The organism is Bradyrhizobium sp. 14AA (assembly GCF_054185205.1).
The window spans coordinates 408,928-423,742 of the sequence record NZ_JAVAYM010000002.1 but is presented as its reverse complement, the minus strand read 5'-3'; the positions used below and the strand labels follow the sequence as shown (position 1 = coordinate 423,742).

Here is a 14,815-nt window from a genome sequence, read left to right as displayed (position 1 = left end):
CCTCCTTGTTTCGATCGTGCTGGCTCGCACTAATCGTCCCAATGATGATGACGACGGATCACGACACCGCGGTCGTAGTCGCGGTCGTGATTGTACCAGCCACGGTGCCAGCCGCGGTCATGCTCGTAGATCCGCGCGCGCGGGCCGTCATAATAATCCCTGTCGCCGCCGACATAGACGCCGAAGCCGGCCGCGTTGGCGATCGTAGGGGCACCGATTGCAAGCGTCGCTATCGCTGCAAGAGCGTAAGTCAGCTTCTTCATCTGTTCCTCCTGGGTTCGCATTCTCGCGGGGTCAACGGCTGCCGCCATTGCCTGTTGCAGGAACGGGCAAGAAACTTTCTTGAATGTCTGTTCAGGTCGGTTGCGTTCAGCAGCTTCATCGAAGCCGCCCGACGGAACTGCACCAGGCGCGCCCCTCTGTTCCAGGTGGCCCCATGACACGAGGCTTTGAACGGACTGTCGCATATGAGGCGGAATGCTGTGAGAGCGATTCGGCCTTCAACCTTGTCGCCTTGCGTCATGCATTCAATTGCGTTCACAGCGATCTGGCGCGGCTACAACTCTCGAACGAAACAGGTGCTCCATGAATGAACGTACCGACGGGCAGGCAAGCGCTCAGCCGGCCGGGTTTGCCGGTGTCACACGCAAGGTTCTCGAACGCCTGCCGTTGCCCGGCAATCAGCAGGAGCTCATGGTCGTCGAGGTCACCTATCCGCCGGGCGGCGTCGCCCCGCTTCACCGGCATCCCGTGGCCGGCGCGATCTACATCGTCGAAGGCGTCGCCGAGTCCGCCTATGGCAACGACGAACCGCGACAATACCGGGCCGGCGAGACCTTGCAGGATCGGGCGGATGTTCCGCACACCCTGTTTCGCAATTGCGACCCGGACCGTCCGCTCCGCTTCTTGACGATCTACGCGCTCGAACCCGGGCGCTCGTACACGCAGGAGCCGTGAGGTTGCCGGGCTCTCAGCGTCGAATACGGTAGATCACGACGTCCTTGCCGTGACGGTTCGTGCTGCGCTCGAGCAGGTAATTCGATTTCTCCAGCACGCGGCGGGATGCACCGTTTCGGACATACACGATGCCAATGAGGGACGGCAGCGCGAGCTGTGTCAGGGCGATGCGCGTCATCGCGGTCGCGACCTCGCTGGCAAATCCCAGTCCCCAGACACCGCGCGTGAACGCGTAGGCGATCTCGATCTCGTCGATGTCATCCACCAGGATGTGCCGGATGCCCGCCCGTCCCGCGAAGGCTCCGTCTCTCGTGCGCAGCGCCCAGAGGCCGAAGCCGTGCTGATCCCAATGGGCCATGTTGACGGCGAGGTATTTTTCCGTCGTCTCCGCCGAGCGCACGCCGCCGATATAACGGGAGACCTCCGGGTCGAGATGCAGCGCGACGAGGTCGGCGAGATGATCCTCGCGCAGTCGCTCAGCGGTCAACCGTTCGGTGACGAAGCGATCGATGGAGCCAGATGGGAGCATTCCGGGAAGGTCGCCATGCCGTAACGGGCCGATGATGCCATTGTGCCGGTGACTTGCCCGACGGGTCAACCGGCCAGAGTTCGTAGCCCGGATGGAGCGCAAGCGTAATCCGGGAAATTCATCCGCGTGCACGAAGGTCCCGGATTGCGCATTGGGCGGCGCCTCGCGCCGAGCCGTTGGCACGATCACGACGGGCACGACAATCAGCATCCACAGCAGCGGGCTGTGCCGGACTTCCTTGAGCAGCGCACGCATGATCCGTCTTCGCGGTCAGACCCGACGCTGCCGCCGCAGATGCGTCCGGTGTTGATCTAGCTCGGCGGCTTGCGCGCGCTCGAACCGGCGGAGGCCCGTCGATCCGACGGGCCTCGCGCGTGCGTCAATAGCAGGGCGGATAGGGGGCGTATCCACAAGCCCGGCGGTAGCCATAGGCGCCATAGGCGGCCGCTCCCGCCGCTCCCACCGCTGCCGCGCCGTAATAGGCACGCCGATGGACCCTGCGGTTAACGCCTGCAACGCTTCCGGGCGTGAGCGGGCGCCCGACGCGGGCCTCGGCGGTGTCAACGGACACGGCGAGCCCATCCACCGGCGAGGTGTGGAACGACAGGGGCGCTGCCGTGAACAGCGCGGCGGTGATGAACAGTCCGATCAGCTTGGCACGTCCGGTCATGTGCTCTCTCCCTTTGAGGACGACGAGAAAGCGTGACAGGCCGCTGAGGTGGACCATTGACCGAAATCAATGGTCGAACTTCTGAATGGAGCGCAAGCATCGTCCCCGGGGCCGCATCTGGCCTTCCTCGCTCGCCAATTCGACAAGCCATTCGAGTTGATCTGCATCAAGCGCGGCGATCACGGCCAAACCACAACGGCAACTGGGCTGGTTGGCGAGGTGTTGGTGCTAGCGATGATTCCGACTTGGTACGTCACCTTTGAAGTCCGAAAACGGGGGCTGCTTTTGAGACAGCGGAGCCCGCGTGAGACGAAGACTTTCGCGACCGAGCATGAAGCCAAGCTGTTTGCGCGTGCCAGGCTCGACGAGGGGCTCGCAGTCTTTGCGGGCACGATCAATCCCCACCTTCCCAGGCAGTTGATCCCGTCCTCCGGCATCTCAGCCTGGCTTGCCGACGAACAGGACAGCCCCCGCGATCAGAGCTGTGAATAGCGAGTAAGCACGTTGCCGTGCACAGAACTGGCGCTTGGGTGTTGCCATTTTGGTACGGGTCGAAGGTCCCCTCGCGCGTAAACTCCAAGATGTTCGCAGCACTTATGCACGCCAGCCTGCATAAGGCTCACGTTCTGAACGGAAAAGATTTGAGAAAAGGGGACGAGACAATGAAAAAGTTTTCGATAGCTGCGATCGGCTTCGCGGCGCTGAGCATGGCGGCTCCGGCCATGGCGGCCGATATGGCCGTCAAGGCGGCGCCGCCGCCGGTACCGGTGATGGCAGTCTACAACTGGACCGGATTCTACATCGGCGCCAACGGCGGCTGGGGGCAGAGCCATGGCTGCGTGGATTTCCTGACGCCCGCAGGGAGAGTCGCAAGTGGTTGCGCCGATCGCTCTGGAGGCCTCGTCGGCGGACAGATCGGGTATCGCTGGCAAACCAATCAGTTCGTGCTCGGCCTGGAAGCGCAGGGCGATTGGGCCGAGATCAAGAACACGCGGGTCAGCCTGATCGATCCGCTCATCTCGACCACGGGCAAGACAGATGGCATCGGGCTCTTCACGGCCCAGGTAGGTTGGGCATGGAACGCCTCGCTGTTCTATCTGAAGGGCGGCGCGGCGGTGACGCGCAATCGCTTTGACATCTTCAACAATGTCACGGGCGTTGGCCTCGCCTCCGCAGGTCACACGCGCTGGGGCGGTGCCCTCGGTGTCGGCTGGGAATACGGCTTCACGCCGAACTGGTCGGTCGGGGTCGAGTACGACCATCTCTGGATGGGGCGTGACAACACCACCTTCACAGCCGGCGTGGTCACGCCGGGCGGGTTCACCCTCACGGGCAGCGGGGTCACCCAGGATATCGACATGGTCACGCTTCGGCTGAACTATCGCTTTGGCGGTTATGGTGCGCCGGTCGCGGCGCGCTATTGATCTCAGGTCTTTCCAGTGAATTCAGGCCCCGGCATCGACCGGGGCCTTTTTCGTGGAAAGCTGAAAACGCGAGGCGGCACGAATGCCGTTGCGATCACCAGTACCGGGAGCCAAACCACGCGAATTGCGGCTGCCTCGCCGCCAAAGCCATCGGCGGCGTCGCGTGCCGTTTCGATCGCGTCGCAACGTGTTGCGTCTTTTGCGGCCGCTTGCGCTCGACGGCAGGTGGGTCCGCGCGTGTCATCGCAAGTGCATTGGCGACTGCGGGAGCCTCTGCCCGGATGACGGGCGGGTCCATACGGCCGAGAGGCGCAGCCTCCGTGATTGAGGGCACGGGTGCCGCCGCGACCGGCAAGCTCGTGTCGAGGACCACGCGGTCGGGCCATTTTCGATCCGAGTGAATGCGTATGGCCGGTCGCTCCACTGCCATCCTCTCGGTGAATGCCGCCTGGGGCAGACATAAGTCCGCAACGAAGAGGAGCGCGAACAAGATCGCCCCGACCTTCCAGAAATACGCCAACACCGGCATCTCGGTCGCTCCGTGCCCCCCACAATGGGCCCAGCTTGCGACGACGTTGCGCCATATTTGGATTTGCTGTGAGAGCGAGCTTGATTCAGATCAAGCGAGCGAAGGTATCTCCAAGGCGGCTCGGGTCATTCTTCGACGATGCCATCGCGCAGATGTTTGTGTCCGACGGGTCAACTGGCTTGCCGAATCTCGACCGGTCCTTCCCGCGGATTGCGCGGAGCCTGTCATCGGGCGGCGCTTCGCGCCGACCCGGTGGCTCCATCCGGGCTGCAAGGTCACAACATCGCTGTTTTCAGGTAAGGCGAGGGGATCTCCCGCGCGGCGTTCTGGGTCACGAACGAGGCGGCCAGCAGGACGAGTCCTATCAGTGCAGGCAATGCACCGCGCGGCTTCCGGACGCCGAGATAGGCAAGGCCCGCCAGCAGCAGGTGAAAGAAGCCGCCGGCATGGGCGAGATCGCTGAGCGCCACGCTGAACCGCAACAGGATTGCGGCCGGGCCCACTATCTTCACGGCGATCATGACCGGCACGAGGTAGGCGGGGTAGCCGAGCTCTCCGAGCGTCTGCCGGACCCAGTCTTCTTTGGCGACGTAAATGAAAGCGGACGTCAGATACAGCAGGCACAGAAGCGCCGTGCTGATCCAGTATGTGTAAATTGCAGCCATGAGGTCTCTTTGATCGCCGTTGCAGCGGCAATCCTTCTTTCATCGCGTGGGTTGATGTGGAGGCGCGCGTTCATATGCGCGCCGACGTTACATGTCGAAAATGCTAAGTAAGATTGATCTTCGCAAGTAGGATGAATAATCCGCAGCAAGTATGGAAAACCAGACCATGGCCGACAAAGCGATCAACATGCACGAGGAGATGCGGCGTGCGTTCGCGTTGCTCTCAGGCAAGTGGAAGCTGGAGATCATGTGGCTGCTCAACCAGCGGATCTATCGCTTCGGGGAGCTGCGCAAGGCGATCCCCGGCATCACCCAGCACATGCTGACGGCACGGCTTCGCGAGCTCGAGGCGGACGGCCTGGTGTCGCGCACCGTGTTCGCGCAAGTGCCGCTGCGGGTCGAATACGAGATCACCGAAAAGGCGCGCGGGCTCGGTCCGACGATGGAGGCGCTAACGGCCTGGTGGACAAAGTACGGAAAGAGTGTGCCGGCAAGACCGGGCACACGTGGCCGCAAGGCCAGGCGCAGCTGAATCGAGCGATGGCTTGTTGAGGAGGCGTGCGATCATGCCATCGTGCTCCTGTTTTGCCCGACGGGTCAACCGATTTTCCGAATCGCGGCGCCCTGCAGCCCGGATGGAGCGGAGCGCAATCCGGGAATCTCCGCATTCGAGGCACGGCCCCGGATTACGCTGCGCTCCATCCGGGCTACGGTCGGATGATTTTTGCGGTCGGGTAAGCCATTGATTTCACAGCCCCCGTCTACTGTGCATGGGGTTGTTTTCGCGAGTTTTGTTTTGGAGGGGCTGCTAGCCCGCGCCGAGTGCCACCGCGACATTGTACGTCACGAGGCTCGCCGCATAGGCCAGCACCAGCATGTAGGTGAAGGTCACGGCCATCCAGGTCCAGCTTCCCGTCTCGCGCCGGATCACGGCGAGTGTGGACGCGCATTGCGGGGCGAAGATGTACCAGGCCAGCATCGACAGGGCGGTGGCGAGCGACCATTTCGTCGCCAGCACCTGGCCGATCTGCTCGGCCGCTTCCTTGCCGCCTTCGATCGCATAGACCGTGCCGAGGGCTGCGACGGCGACCTCGCGCGCCGCCATGCCCGGGATCAGCGCGACCGCGATCTGCCAGTTGAAGCCGACGGGGGCGAGCAGCGGCTCGAGCGCCTTGCCGATGATCGCAGCAAGGCTGAAGTCGATCGCGGGCTCGGTGCTGCCGGCCGGCGGCTGCGGGAACGAAGCCAGGAACCAGATCAGCACCATCATCGAGAAGATCGTGGTGCCGGCGCGCACCAGGAACATTTTGGCGCGGGTGTAGATGCCGATCACGATCGATTTCAGCCTGGGCATCTTGTAGTCCGGCAGCTCCAGCATGAACGGCGCCGGCGCGTAGTCGCGGATCATGAAGAACTTGATCACGAACGAGACGGCAAGCGCGCTGACGATGCCGGTGACGTAGAGGCCGAACATCACGAGGCCCTGGAGGTTGATGAAGCCCCAGACGTCTTTCGCAGGGATGAAGGCGGAGATGATCAGCGTGTAGACGGGAATGCGCGCCGAGCAGGTCATCAGCGGCGCGATCAGGATCGTGGTCAGCCGGTCGCGCTTGTTGTCGATCACGCGCGTCGCCATGATTCCGGGAATGGCGCAGGCAAAGCTCGACAGCAGCGGAATGAAGGCGCGGCCGTGCAGCCCTGCGCCGCCCATGATGCGGTCCATCAGGAACGCGGCGCGCGCCATGTAGCCGAAATCTTCCAGCAGCAGGATGAACAGGAAGATGAGGATGATCTGCGGCAGGAACACGATCACGCTGCCGACACCCGAGATCACGCCCTCCTGCAGAAAACTCTGCAGCAGGCCGTCGGGCAGGGTAGCTTTCACCAACTCGCCGAGCGCGTCGAATCCGGACTTGAGCAGGTCCATTGCCGGCTGCGCCCAGGCGAACACCGCCTGGAACATCACGAACAGGATCAGCGCCAGCACGATCAGGCCGCCGACGGGATGCAGCACGATCGCGTCGATCCGCGCGGTCCAGGTGTCGGGGCGGCTGGGCAGGCTGACGCAGTCGGCGATGATGCGGTCGGCCTCGCGCTGGGTGGCGCGCAGTTCGGAGACGCTCAGGGCGCGCCAGCTGTTCTCCTGGGGCTCGGTGGCGAGTTTTGCCGCGATCTCGTCGGTCAGCGACAAGAGGTCGGCCGTGCCGCCCTTGCGCACCGCGATCGAGGTGACCACGGGCACGCCGAGCTCCTTGGCGAGCCGCTCGACGTCCACGGTGATGCCGCGGCGGCTCGCGATGTCGAACATGTTGAGCACGAGGATCATCGGCCGTCCGGTGCGCTTCAGCTCCAGCAGCAGGCGGATGGTCAGGCGCAGATTGGTCGAGTCGGCCACGCACAGCACGAGATCGGGCACGATCTCGCCGGAGGCCTTGCCGAGCACGAAGTCGCGGGTGATCTCCTCGTCCGGGCTGCGGCCGCGCAGCGAATAGGTGCCGGGCAGGTCGACCACCGAGACCTGGCGCCCCAGGGGCGTGACGAAGAAGCCTTCCTTGCGCTCGACGGTGACGCCGGGATAGTTCGCGACCTTCTGCCGGCTGCCGGTCAGCGCATTGAACAGCGAGGTCTTGCCGCTGTTTGGCGTGCCCACCAGGGCGAGATGCAGCAGGGGTAATTCCATGAGGTCAAAGGCCTGGGATCAGAGGTCCGGGATCAGAGGTCCGGCCGCTATCTAAGCGACGATGATGGCCATGGCTTCGCGCCGACGCACCGCGATCGTGATGCTGTCGACCCGCACGGCGATCGGGTCGCGCCCGACCAGCCCCTCGTGCAGGACCTCGACCCGGGCGCCCTCGACGAAGCCGAGCTCGATCAGCCGGCTCTCGAGCTCGATGTCGGAGAGCGCCGAACCGACCTCGCGGGCGGAAAGATGCTGGATGACGCCGGTATAGCCGCGCTGGGCCAGACCCAGCGGCATGTGCGGGCGCGTGTCATTGGTGTCGGTCATGCCCTGTATTTTCAACGCAGGGCATCGAGGTCAAGGTCGCCAGTCGGCCGAAGCTGCACCTTAGAGTGATTTTAAAGTGCAGAGGCCGGAACGCGCTGGGGGAATGCCCGAACGCCTACTCTGCCGGGACCTTGTCCGGCTGGATGGCGGCCATGGCGCGGCTCTTGAAGTAGTCGAGCACGAACAGGCGGATCGCCGAGGACAGATTGCCCTGCTGGCGGGCGCCGTCGATCTCGCCCACGAGCTCGGACAGCGTCATGTTGCGCAGGCCCGAGATCTCCTTCATGCCGTTCCAGAACGCCTCTTCCAGGCTGACGCTGGTCTTGTGGCCGGCGACGACGATCGATCGTTTCACGACGGGCGACTTCATGGCTGCTCCTCGCGATCGATCTGATGCTGATCCAGATGCGCCTTCGCCTTGTCCACGCGCATCTCCTCCGCCGACCGGTCCGCCTTCGTGCGCCCGAACTTCGCCCGGTTGGCGTCCGCCTGCTTCGCCGACGCTTCCCGCTCGGCGCGCTTCCTGAAACGATTCAGGTTGATGACGTTCCCCATGCCGCGTCTCCATCATCCGCTCCTCTTCAGGTTGGATGAAACATTCAGAAACTGGGTGCCGCGTCGCGCCCCACAAGACTTGATCGCCATTCGCTCGTCCTCGTCAATCGGCCCCTAGGCCATCAAACGATGAATTTCGCCCTGTCCAGGGCAGTGGGGCTGCGTAACACGCCGCCCCCCCGCGACATTGACGGTAATCAAATCCCGACCCCAAAACCGCATATTTCTGGGCGCCGGGCGTCCGTATCATTACGGATGACTATCGGAATTCGGAAATCTACCCCGGGCTGGTCATCTTCTCGGGGCGGACCAGGCGGTCGAATTCGTCGGCCGAGACGAAGCCGAGCCGCAGCGCCTCCTCCTTCAGCGTGGTGCCGTTGGCATGCGCCGTCTTGGCCACCTTGGCCGCGTTGTCGTAGCCGATCTTCGGGGCGAGCGCGGTTACCAGCATCAGCGAGCGCTGCATCAGTTCCTTGATGCGCTTTTCGTCGGCGCGGATGCCGCTGACGCAATGTTCGGTGAAGGAGCGCGCGGCATCGGCCATCAGGCGGATCGAGTGCAGCATGTTGTAGGCCAGCACCGGCTTGTAGACGTTGAGCTCGAAATGGCCCTGGCTGCCGGCGACCGTGATGGCGGTGTGATTGCCGAACACCTGGCAGCACACCATGGTCATCGCCTCGCACTGCGTCGGATTGACCTTGCCCGGCATGATCGAGGAGCCCGGCTCGTTCTCCGGCAGGACCAGCTCGCCGAGGCCCGAACGCGGGCCCGATCCGAGCAGGCGGATGTCGTTGGCGATCTTGAACAGGCCGGTCGCGACCGAATTGATGGCGCCATGCGCCAACACATAGGCGTCGTTGGAGGCCAGCGCCTCGAATTTGTTGGCGGCGCTGGTGAAGGGAAGTTTCGTAATCCCGACAACGTGCTTTGCGAACAGTTTTGCGAAGCGCGGCTTCGAATTGAGGCCGGTGCCGACGGCGGTGCCGCCCTGCGCCAGCGGATAGAGGTCCTTCACCGCCACCTTGAGGCGGGCGATGCCGCTTTCGACCTGCGCGGCATAGCCGGAAAATTCCTGGCCGAGCGTCAGCGGCGTTGCGTCCTGGGTATGGGTGCGGCCGATCTTCACGATCCTGGCGAACTCCTTCTCCTTCTTGCGCAGGGCGCGGAGCAGCCCACCGAGGGCAGGGACGAGATCGGCATTGATGCGGCTCGCGGCCGCGATGTGCATCGCGGTGGGAAACGAGTCGTTCGACGACTGGCTCATGTTGACGTGATCGTTGGGATGCACCGGCTTCTTGGCGCCGAGCTCGCCGCCCAGGAGCTCGTTGGCGCGGTTGGCGATCACCTCGTTGAGGTTCATGTTGCTCTGCGTGCCCGAGCCGGTCTGCCACACCACCAGCGGAAAATGATCGTCCAGCCTGCCTTCGATCACCTCGCGCGCGGCGCGGATGATGGCATTGGCGCGGCGCTGGTCGAGCAGGCCGAGCTCGAGATTGGACTGCGCCGCGGCGAGCTTGACGATGCCGAGCGCGTGCACGAGCGAGATCGGCATGCGGTCGATGCCGATGCGGAAGTTCTGGCGCGAGCGCTCGGTCTGCGCCCCCCAATAGCGATCGGCGGGGACCTCGATGGGACCGAAACTGTCGGTCTCGGTACGGGTGGCGGGGCGGGCAGTCTTCGCGCGGGCAGCTTTGGCCATGAGCACATCCATTCTGCCGCGCGGAATGCCGCACGGCCTGTTCATGTGCTTCTCTATATAGGCAGTTTGGCCGCGCGCGATGGCTTCGCGCCCAACCTAGATCATTTCTTGCGGAAACGATCGAGCCGTACGACTTCGGCGCCGCCCTGGCTCGGGGCCGCCGGCTCCTCGGTGCTGTCAGCCGCTTCAGCGGCAGGGGCGGGCACCACGACGGCCGATGGCGCGGGAGCGGCCGGCAGCGTCTCGGGCGCGACTTCGGCAACGTCGGAGGTGTCGAACTGGAGACCGAATTTCACGGAAGGGTCGAGGAAGCTCTTGATGGCGCTGAACGGCACGATCAGCCGCTCCGGAATGCCGCCGAAGGACAGGCCGACCTCGAAGCGGTCCTCGAGCACGGTCAGATCCCAGAACTGGTGCTGGAGGATGATCGTCATCTCTTCCGGATATTGCGCGAGCAGCCGCGACGACAGCTTCACCCCCTCGGCCTTCGACACGAAGGTGATGAAGAAATGGTGCTCGCCCGGCAGGCCGTGGGACGCGGCATCGGTCAGCACCTTCCGCAGCACGCCGCGCAGCGCGTCGCGGGCCAGCACATCGTATCGGATATGATCGGTCGCCATGGTGGTCCTGTTGCATTCAGGAGTTGGGCCCTGCCGGCCCGACTCGCCAAGCCGCAATAGTACCGCGCCTGACGGGTCAGCAGGAGTCCCCGCCGGGAAGGAAATAAGAGGTAAGTGGAGGCTTCTGTTGCCAGGTGCCTCCGAACCCCGCCTAACGGAGCTTAACCCGTTAGGACTTTAAGATGGTCTTTCAAACTGCGTTACGCAGCCTGAGCAACCGGAGCAAAGTTGTCGTTGGCAACTATTGCATAGCCCGATAACGGCGGAACAATACCGGGAAAAAGTTCGCCCTTTACGCCCTCGTCGATCCTATTTCGCCCCCCCCAAAGCTCAGCTTTGGGTCACCCGCTGGTGAGCTTTGGTGGAGGCGCCGGGTACCGCCCCCGGGTCCGAATGGTTTATTGCGACGACCGTTTATTTCCATAGCCGGCGAACCGGCGTCCTCAATATAGGGGGCAAAGGTTTCAAAAAACAGGGGTTTCGAGTGGTCTCCCCGAGGTTCCCTTTGGATAGGTGCCGGACAGCCCTCGACCTGATCTTGGCCGCGCCGCGGGCCTCGTTCTAAGCTCCTGACATGCCCGAGGATTCAGCACCGGCCGTCCAAGAGCCGGATCATCCAGCCGTCCACGCCCCTCCGCCCGACCTGCTCGCGCTGTTCCTGGCCTTCGCCAGGATGTCGCTGGCTGGTTTCGGCGGGGTTCTGGTGTTTGCCCGGCACGCCATCGTCGACCAGCACCGCTGGATGACGGCGGACGAGTTCAACGAGACCTTTGCGCTCTGCCATTTCCTGCCCGGGCCCAACATCGTCAATCTGTCGATGGTGTTCGGCGCGCGGCTGCGCGGGGTCGCGGGCGGCATCGCCGCCTTTGCCGGGCTGCTGCTGCCGCCGACGCTGATCATGACCGCGCTCGCGATCGTCTATGCCCGTTTCGGCGAGATCGACCTGCTGCGCCGCAGCCTCGCGGGCGTCTCCTGCGCGGCGGTCGGCCTCCTGATCGCGGTGGTCTTCCGCATGATGACGCCGCTGCTCAAGCGGCTGGACGCCGTCGCGCTGATCCTGATGCTCAGCGTACTTCTCGCCATCGGCGTGCTCCGACTGCCGCTCCAGGCGGTGCTGCTGGTCGCAATCCCCGTGAGTGTGGGCGCCACCTTCCTCCTGCGGCGGAAGGTAGCAATATGACCAGCGAGAACCCGATCTGGGCGCTGATCTCCACCTTTGGTCTGATGTCGCTGTTCGCGGTCGGCGGCGCTGCGGCGGCCGTGCCCGAGATGCACCGCATCGCCGTGGACGTGAACCACTGGATGACCGACAAGCAGTTCGCCGACGCCTACGCGATCGCGCAGCTCTCGCCAGGTCCGAACGTGCTTATCGTGACGTTAATCGGCTATGCCGTCGCCGGCATTCCCGGCGCGCTGGCGGCGACGCTGGCGATGTGCCTGCCGACAGCGCTGCTTGCCTATTATGTCAGCCGGCTCTTGAACCGGCCGAGCCAGTCTCGCTGGCCCGGGCTGATCCAGGCTGCACTGGTTCCGCTGTCGATCGGATTGATGGCAGCCAGCGCCCTGATCCTGGCCCAGTCGACTGATCGCACCATTGCTGCACTGCTTCTGACCGCGATGGTTGCGGTGGTCGCATCGGCCTCGCGCATTAATCCACTATGGCTCCTGCTCGCCGGAGGCCTGTTGGGTTTTGCTGGCATTGTGTAATGAAAATCGCTAGGCAGTGATCCGGGCGGGGGATCGATTTCCAGCCGATTAGAACAACAGTGCTCGTGACTTACGGGTCGCGGAGGAGACATGCATGGCCGATACGATGGGCCACTCGGCGACAGCTACCCGAAACACCACGGTGGCGCTCGGCTTTTGTCTGCTGGCGATTGCGCCGCAGATTTTCGAATTCATCTGGTCGATCGGGACGCTATTCGGCTGGGGCACCGGACGCGGCCCGGCCACCGTCGTGATCAGTCACGCCACGGCGCTGCTCGCCGGCGCGCCAGGTGCGCTGATCGGGGCGGTCAGTGGTGACACCAAGAAGGCGTCATCCGATGTGCTGCTGGCGCTGATCTATTCTTATCCGATCTTCGCGGTGGCGATCCTCACGCTGTTCATGACGATCAGGTCGGCGCAGGATTATGTCGGCGGCGTCATCCTGATGGCGCTCGCTCTGTTCGCGCTGTGGGCCTCGAGCGATTTGCAGGGCATGCGCGGCTTCTCGTTCGGCGCGGGCACCGCACCGCGGATGTTCGGCGGACTGCTGGTGGCTCTGTCCGCCGGGATCGCCTTGACCGGCCTTCTGACCGATGGGCCGGGGATGTCCCATTATTCCTGGCGCGGACCGATGTTGGTGATGGCCGGGATCGTGTTTTTCGCGCTGGCGATCCGGCCGCTCGGCCTCGTGGTTACGGCCTTCGCGAGCTTCATGATTGCCGCGACAGGATCGCATGAGACGCGCTGGCTGGAGGCCGCCATCGTCGGCGCCTGCCTGACGCTCGGCTGCGCGATCCTGTTCCCCTACGTGCTCGGGCTACCGATGCCGATGTTTCCGCGTTTCCTGATCCAGTGAGGGCGTGATGGATATTTTTGCCAACCTCGCTCACGGCTTTGCCGTCGCGCTCTCTCCGATCAACCTCCTGATGTGCCTGATCGGTGCCCTCGTCGGCACGCTGGTCGGTGTTCTGCCGGGCATCGGCACCATCGCCACCGTCGCGATGCTGCTGCCGATCACCTTCGGACTGCCGCCGGTCGGCGCGCTGATCATGCTCGCCGGTATCTATTACGGCGCCCAGTATGGCGGCTCGACCACGTCGATCCTGGTCAATATTCCGGGTGAGGCGACATCGGTCGTCACCGCCATCGACGGTCACCAGATGGCCAAGCAGGGCCGCGCCGGCCCGGCGCTGGCGATCGCGGCGATCGGCTCGTTCTTCGCCGGCTGCGTTGCGACCGTTTTGATCGCTGTCCTCGGCGCGCCACTCACAAAGCTCGCGCTGGCGTTCGGCCCGGCCGAATATTTCTCGCTGATGTGCCTCGGCCTGATCTTCGCGGTGGTGCTTGCCAAGGGCTCGGTGCTGAAGGCGATCGCGATGATCGTGTTCGGATTGCTGCTGTCGATGGTCGGCTCGGACATCGAGACCGGCGCATCGCGCATGGCCTTCAACATCCCCGAGCTCGCTGACGGCCTCGGCTTTGCGACGGTGGCGATGGGTGTGTTCGGCTTTGCCGAGATCATCCGCAATCTCGACGCCGGCGCCGAGATGAACCGCGACCTCGTGCAGCAGAAGATCACCGGTCTGATGCCGACCAAGAAGGATCTGATCGACTCGACGCCGCCGATCCTGCGCGGCACCGTGCTCGGCTCGATCCTCGGCATTCTGCCGGGCGGCGGCGCGGTGATCGCGTCGTTTGCTGCCTATACGCTGGAGAAGAAGCTGGCGAAGGATCCGAGGCGGTTCGGCCGCGGTGCGATCGAGGGCGTGGCGGCGCCGGAAAGCGCCAACAACGCGGCGGCGCAGACCTCCTTCATCCCACTGCTGACGCTCGGCATCCCGCCCAACGCGGTGATGGCGCTGATGGTGGGTGCGATGACCATCCACGGCATCGTGCCGGGTCCGCAGGTGATGCAGAAGCAGCCGGATCTGGTCTGGGGCATGATCGCCTCGATGTGGATCGGCAATCTGATGCTGATCATCATCAACCTGCCGCTGGTCGGAATCTGGGTCCGCCTGCTGCGCGTGCCTTACCGGCTGATGTTCCCCTCGATCGTGATCTTCTGCGCGATCGGCATCTACTCGGTGAACAACGCGCCTGTGGACGTCATCCTCGCCGGCGTCTTCGGTCTCGTCGGCTACTGGCTGATCAAGCACGATTTCGAGCCGGCACCGCTGCTGCTCGGCATGGTGCTCGGGCCGCTGATGGAGGAGAACCTGCGCCGTGCGCTGCTGATCTCGCGCGGCGACTGGAGCGTGTTCCTGACGCGTCCGTTGTCGGCGGTGCTGCTGGCGATCGCGGCGTTCCTCCTGCTCCTCACGGTGCTGCCGGTGTTGCGTGCCAAGCGCGACCAGGTGTTCACCGAATCGGAGAACTGAGGGCGCTGCGTCCTCGGGGCGCCCTGCGTCCGCGCGCCGCATTCGGAAGTCGAATCGACTTGTGTGACGGCTTCG

Annotated in this window: 18 protein-coding genes and 1 other RNA gene; 8 read left to right on the top strand and 11 right to left on the bottom strand. The window is 64.1% G+C overall.

Annotated features, from left to right (window positions below; genetic code table 11):
* Positions 1 to 29: 29 nt before the first annotated feature.
* Positions 30 to 263 carry a hypothetical protein gene (locus RAD15_RS07015; protein ID WP_458175756.1) on the bottom strand — a complete coding sequence of 78 codons (234 nt, stop codon included), beginning with the start codon at positions 261 to 263 and terminating at the stop codon, positions 30 to 32.
* A gap of 322 nt (positions 264 to 585) precedes the next feature.
* Here RAD15_RS07015 and RAD15_RS07010 point away from each other — a divergent pair, with 322 nt between their 5' ends.
* The gene (locus RAD15_RS07010; protein ID WP_458175754.1) at positions 586 to 957 is read left to right on the top strand and encodes a cupin domain-containing protein; all 372 of its coding nucleotides are present in this window, start codon (positions 586 to 588) and stop codon (positions 955 to 957) included.
* Positions 958 to 970: 13 nt separating this feature from the next.
* On the opposite strand, the gene RAD15_RS07005 is transcribed toward RAD15_RS07010, so the two are convergent.
* Positions 971 to 1,468: a GNAT family N-acetyltransferase gene (locus RAD15_RS07005; protein WP_458176068.1), complete on the bottom strand. Its 498-nt coding sequence runs from the start codon at positions 1,466 to 1,468 to the stop codon at positions 971 to 973.
* 397 nt (positions 1,469 to 1,865) lie between these two features.
* On the bottom strand, positions 1,866 to 2,156 hold the full coding sequence (locus tag RAD15_RS07000; RefSeq protein ID WP_458175752.1) for a hypothetical protein: 291 nt from the start codon (positions 2,154 to 2,156) through the stop codon (positions 1,866 to 1,868).
* Between the two features lie 69 nt (positions 2,157 to 2,225).
* On the opposite strand from RAD15_RS07000, the gene RAD15_RS06995 reads away from it, so the two are divergent.
* A complete protein-coding gene (locus tag RAD15_RS06995; protein ID WP_458175750.1) occupies positions 2,226 to 2,648 on the top strand; it encodes a hypothetical protein in 423 nt (140 codons plus the stop codon).
* A gap of 170 nt (positions 2,649 to 2,818) precedes the next feature.
* Positions 2,819 to 3,580, top strand: a complete 762-nt coding sequence (locus RAD15_RS06990; RefSeq protein WP_458175748.1) for an outer membrane protein — start codon at positions 2,819 to 2,821, stop codon at positions 3,578 to 3,580.
* A gap of 804 nt (positions 3,581 to 4,384) precedes the next feature.
* Here the strand turns inward: RAD15_RS06990 and RAD15_RS06985 are convergent.
* Complete coding sequence (locus RAD15_RS06985; protein WP_458175746.1) at positions 4,385 to 4,774, bottom strand: DoxX family protein; 390 nt, start codon at positions 4,772 to 4,774, stop codon at positions 4,385 to 4,387.
* 151 nt (positions 4,775 to 4,925) lie between these two features.
* On the opposite strand from RAD15_RS06985, the gene RAD15_RS06980 reads away from it, so the two are divergent.
* Complete coding sequence (locus tag RAD15_RS06980; protein WP_458175744.1) at positions 4,926 to 5,306, top strand: winged helix-turn-helix transcriptional regulator; 381 nt, start codon at positions 4,926 to 4,928, stop codon at positions 5,304 to 5,306.
* Between the two features lie 276 nt (positions 5,307 to 5,582).
* Here RAD15_RS06980 and feoB read toward each other — a convergent pair whose 3' ends face one another.
* The 7 genes from feoB to ssrA all read right to left on the bottom strand — a co-directional run bounded on the left by feoB (position 5,583) and on the right by ssrA (position 11,133).
* Positions 5,583 to 7,454 (bottom strand): ferrous iron transporter B, encoded by a 1,872-nt coding sequence (feoB, locus tag RAD15_RS06975; RefSeq protein WP_458175742.1) that lies wholly within the window; start codon positions 7,452 to 7,454, stop codon positions 5,583 to 5,585.
* 51 nt (positions 7,455 to 7,505) lie between these two features.
* Complete coding sequence (locus RAD15_RS06970; protein WP_458175740.1) at positions 7,506 to 7,781, bottom strand: FeoA family protein; 276 nt, start codon at positions 7,779 to 7,781, stop codon at positions 7,506 to 7,508.
* Positions 7,782 to 7,896: 115 nt separating this feature from the next.
* A complete protein-coding gene (locus tag RAD15_RS06965) occupies positions 7,897 to 8,151 on the bottom strand; it encodes a ribbon-helix-helix domain-containing protein (RefSeq protein WP_458175738.1) in 255 nt (84 codons plus the stop codon).
* Positions 8,148 to 8,336 (bottom strand): DUF4169 family protein, encoded by a 189-nt coding sequence (locus RAD15_RS06960; protein WP_458175736.1) that lies wholly within the window; start codon positions 8,334 to 8,336, stop codon positions 8,148 to 8,150. Before RAD15_RS06960 ends, RAD15_RS06965 begins: the two co-directional genes overlap by 4 nt.
* A gap of 277 nt (positions 8,337 to 8,613) precedes the next feature.
* Complete coding sequence (gene fumC, locus RAD15_RS06955; RefSeq protein WP_458176066.1) at positions 8,614 to 10,047, bottom strand: class II fumarate hydratase; 1,434 nt, start codon at positions 10,045 to 10,047, stop codon at positions 8,614 to 8,616.
* 89 nt (positions 10,048 to 10,136) lie between these two features.
* Positions 10,137 to 10,655, bottom strand: coding sequence for an SspB family protein (locus tag RAD15_RS06950; protein ID WP_458175734.1), 519 nt, complete (start codon positions 10,653 to 10,655; stop codon positions 10,137 to 10,139).
* A 113-nt stretch (positions 10,656 to 10,768) separates the two neighbouring features.
* Positions 10,769 to 11,133: a transfer-messenger RNA gene (gene ssrA / locus RAD15_RS06945) on the bottom strand.
* 96 nt (positions 11,134 to 11,229) lie between these two features.
* Between ssrA and RAD15_RS06940 the strand changes: the two genes are divergently transcribed.
* The 4 genes from RAD15_RS06940 (at position 11,230) to RAD15_RS06925 (ending at position 14,740) form a co-directional block, all read left to right on the top strand.
* The gene (locus RAD15_RS06940; protein ID WP_458175732.1) at positions 11,230 to 11,835 is read left to right on the top strand and encodes a chromate transporter; all 606 of its coding nucleotides are present in this window, start codon (positions 11,230 to 11,232) and stop codon (positions 11,833 to 11,835) included.
* On the top strand, positions 11,832 to 12,362 hold the full coding sequence (locus tag RAD15_RS06935; protein WP_458175730.1) for a chromate transporter: 531 nt from the start codon (positions 11,832 to 11,834) through the stop codon (positions 12,360 to 12,362). Before RAD15_RS06940 ends, RAD15_RS06935 begins: the two co-directional genes overlap by 4 nt.
* A gap of 94 nt (positions 12,363 to 12,456) precedes the next feature.
* On the top strand, positions 12,457 to 13,218 hold the full coding sequence (locus RAD15_RS06930) for a tripartite tricarboxylate transporter TctB family protein (RefSeq protein WP_458175728.1): 762 nt from the start codon (positions 12,457 to 12,459) through the stop codon (positions 13,216 to 13,218).
* A 7-nt stretch (positions 13,219 to 13,225) separates the two neighbouring features.
* A complete protein-coding gene (locus tag RAD15_RS06925; protein ID WP_458175726.1) occupies positions 13,226 to 14,740 on the top strand; it encodes a tripartite tricarboxylate transporter permease in 1,515 nt (504 codons plus the stop codon).
* Positions 14,741 to 14,815: the final 75 nt, after the last annotated feature.

Coding starts and splice junctions, on each gene's coding strand:
- RAD15_RS07015 (WP_458175756.1), bottom strand. CDS start 263: ATGAAGAAGCTGACTTACGCTCTTGCAGCGATAGCGACGCTTGCAATC.
- RAD15_RS07010 (WP_458175754.1), top strand. CDS start 586: ATGAATGAACGTACCGACGGGCAGGCAAGCGCTCAGCCGGCCGGGTTT.
- RAD15_RS07000 (WP_458175752.1), bottom strand. CDS start 2,156: ATGACCGGACGTGCCAAGCTGATCGGACTGTTCATCACCGCCGCGCTG.
- RAD15_RS06995 (WP_458175750.1), top strand. CDS start 2,226: ATGGTCGAACTTCTGAATGGAGCGCAAGCATCGTCCCCGGGGCCGCAT.
- RAD15_RS06990 (WP_458175748.1), top strand. CDS start 2,819: ATGAAAAAGTTTTCGATAGCTGCGATCGGCTTCGCGGCGCTGAGCATG.
- RAD15_RS06985 (WP_458175746.1), bottom strand. CDS start 4,774: ATGGCTGCAATTTACACATACTGGATCAGCACGGCGCTTCTGTGCCTG.
- RAD15_RS06980 (WP_458175744.1), top strand. CDS start 4,926: ATGGAAAACCAGACCATGGCCGACAAAGCGATCAACATGCACGAGGAG.
- feoB (WP_458175742.1), bottom strand. CDS start 7,454: ATGGAATTACCCCTGCTGCATCTCGCCCTGGTGGGCACGCCAAACAGC.
- RAD15_RS06970 (WP_458175740.1), bottom strand. CDS start 7,781: ATGACCGACACCAATGACACGCGCCCGCACATGCCGCTGGGTCTGGCC.
- RAD15_RS06965 (WP_458175738.1), bottom strand. CDS start 8,151: ATGAAGTCGCCCGTCGTGAAACGATCGATCGTCGTCGCCGGCCACAAG.
- RAD15_RS06960 (WP_458175736.1), bottom strand. CDS start 8,336: ATGGGGAACGTCATCAACCTGAATCGTTTCAGGAAGCGCGCCGAGCGG.
- fumC (WP_458176066.1), bottom strand. CDS start 10,047: ATGGATGTGCTCATGGCCAAAGCTGCCCGCGCGAAGACTGCCCGCCCC.
- RAD15_RS06950 (WP_458175734.1), bottom strand. CDS start 10,655: ATGGCGACCGATCATATCCGATACGATGTGCTGGCCCGCGACGCGCTG.
- RAD15_RS06940 (WP_458175732.1), top strand. CDS start 11,230: ATGCCCGAGGATTCAGCACCGGCCGTCCAAGAGCCGGATCATCCAGCC.
- RAD15_RS06935 (WP_458175730.1), top strand. CDS start 11,832: ATGACCAGCGAGAACCCGATCTGGGCGCTGATCTCCACCTTTGGTCTG.
- RAD15_RS06930 (WP_458175728.1), top strand. CDS start 12,457: ATGGCCGATACGATGGGCCACTCGGCGACAGCTACCCGAAACACCACG.
- RAD15_RS06925 (WP_458175726.1), top strand. CDS start 13,226: ATGGATATTTTTGCCAACCTCGCTCACGGCTTTGCCGTCGCGCTCTCT.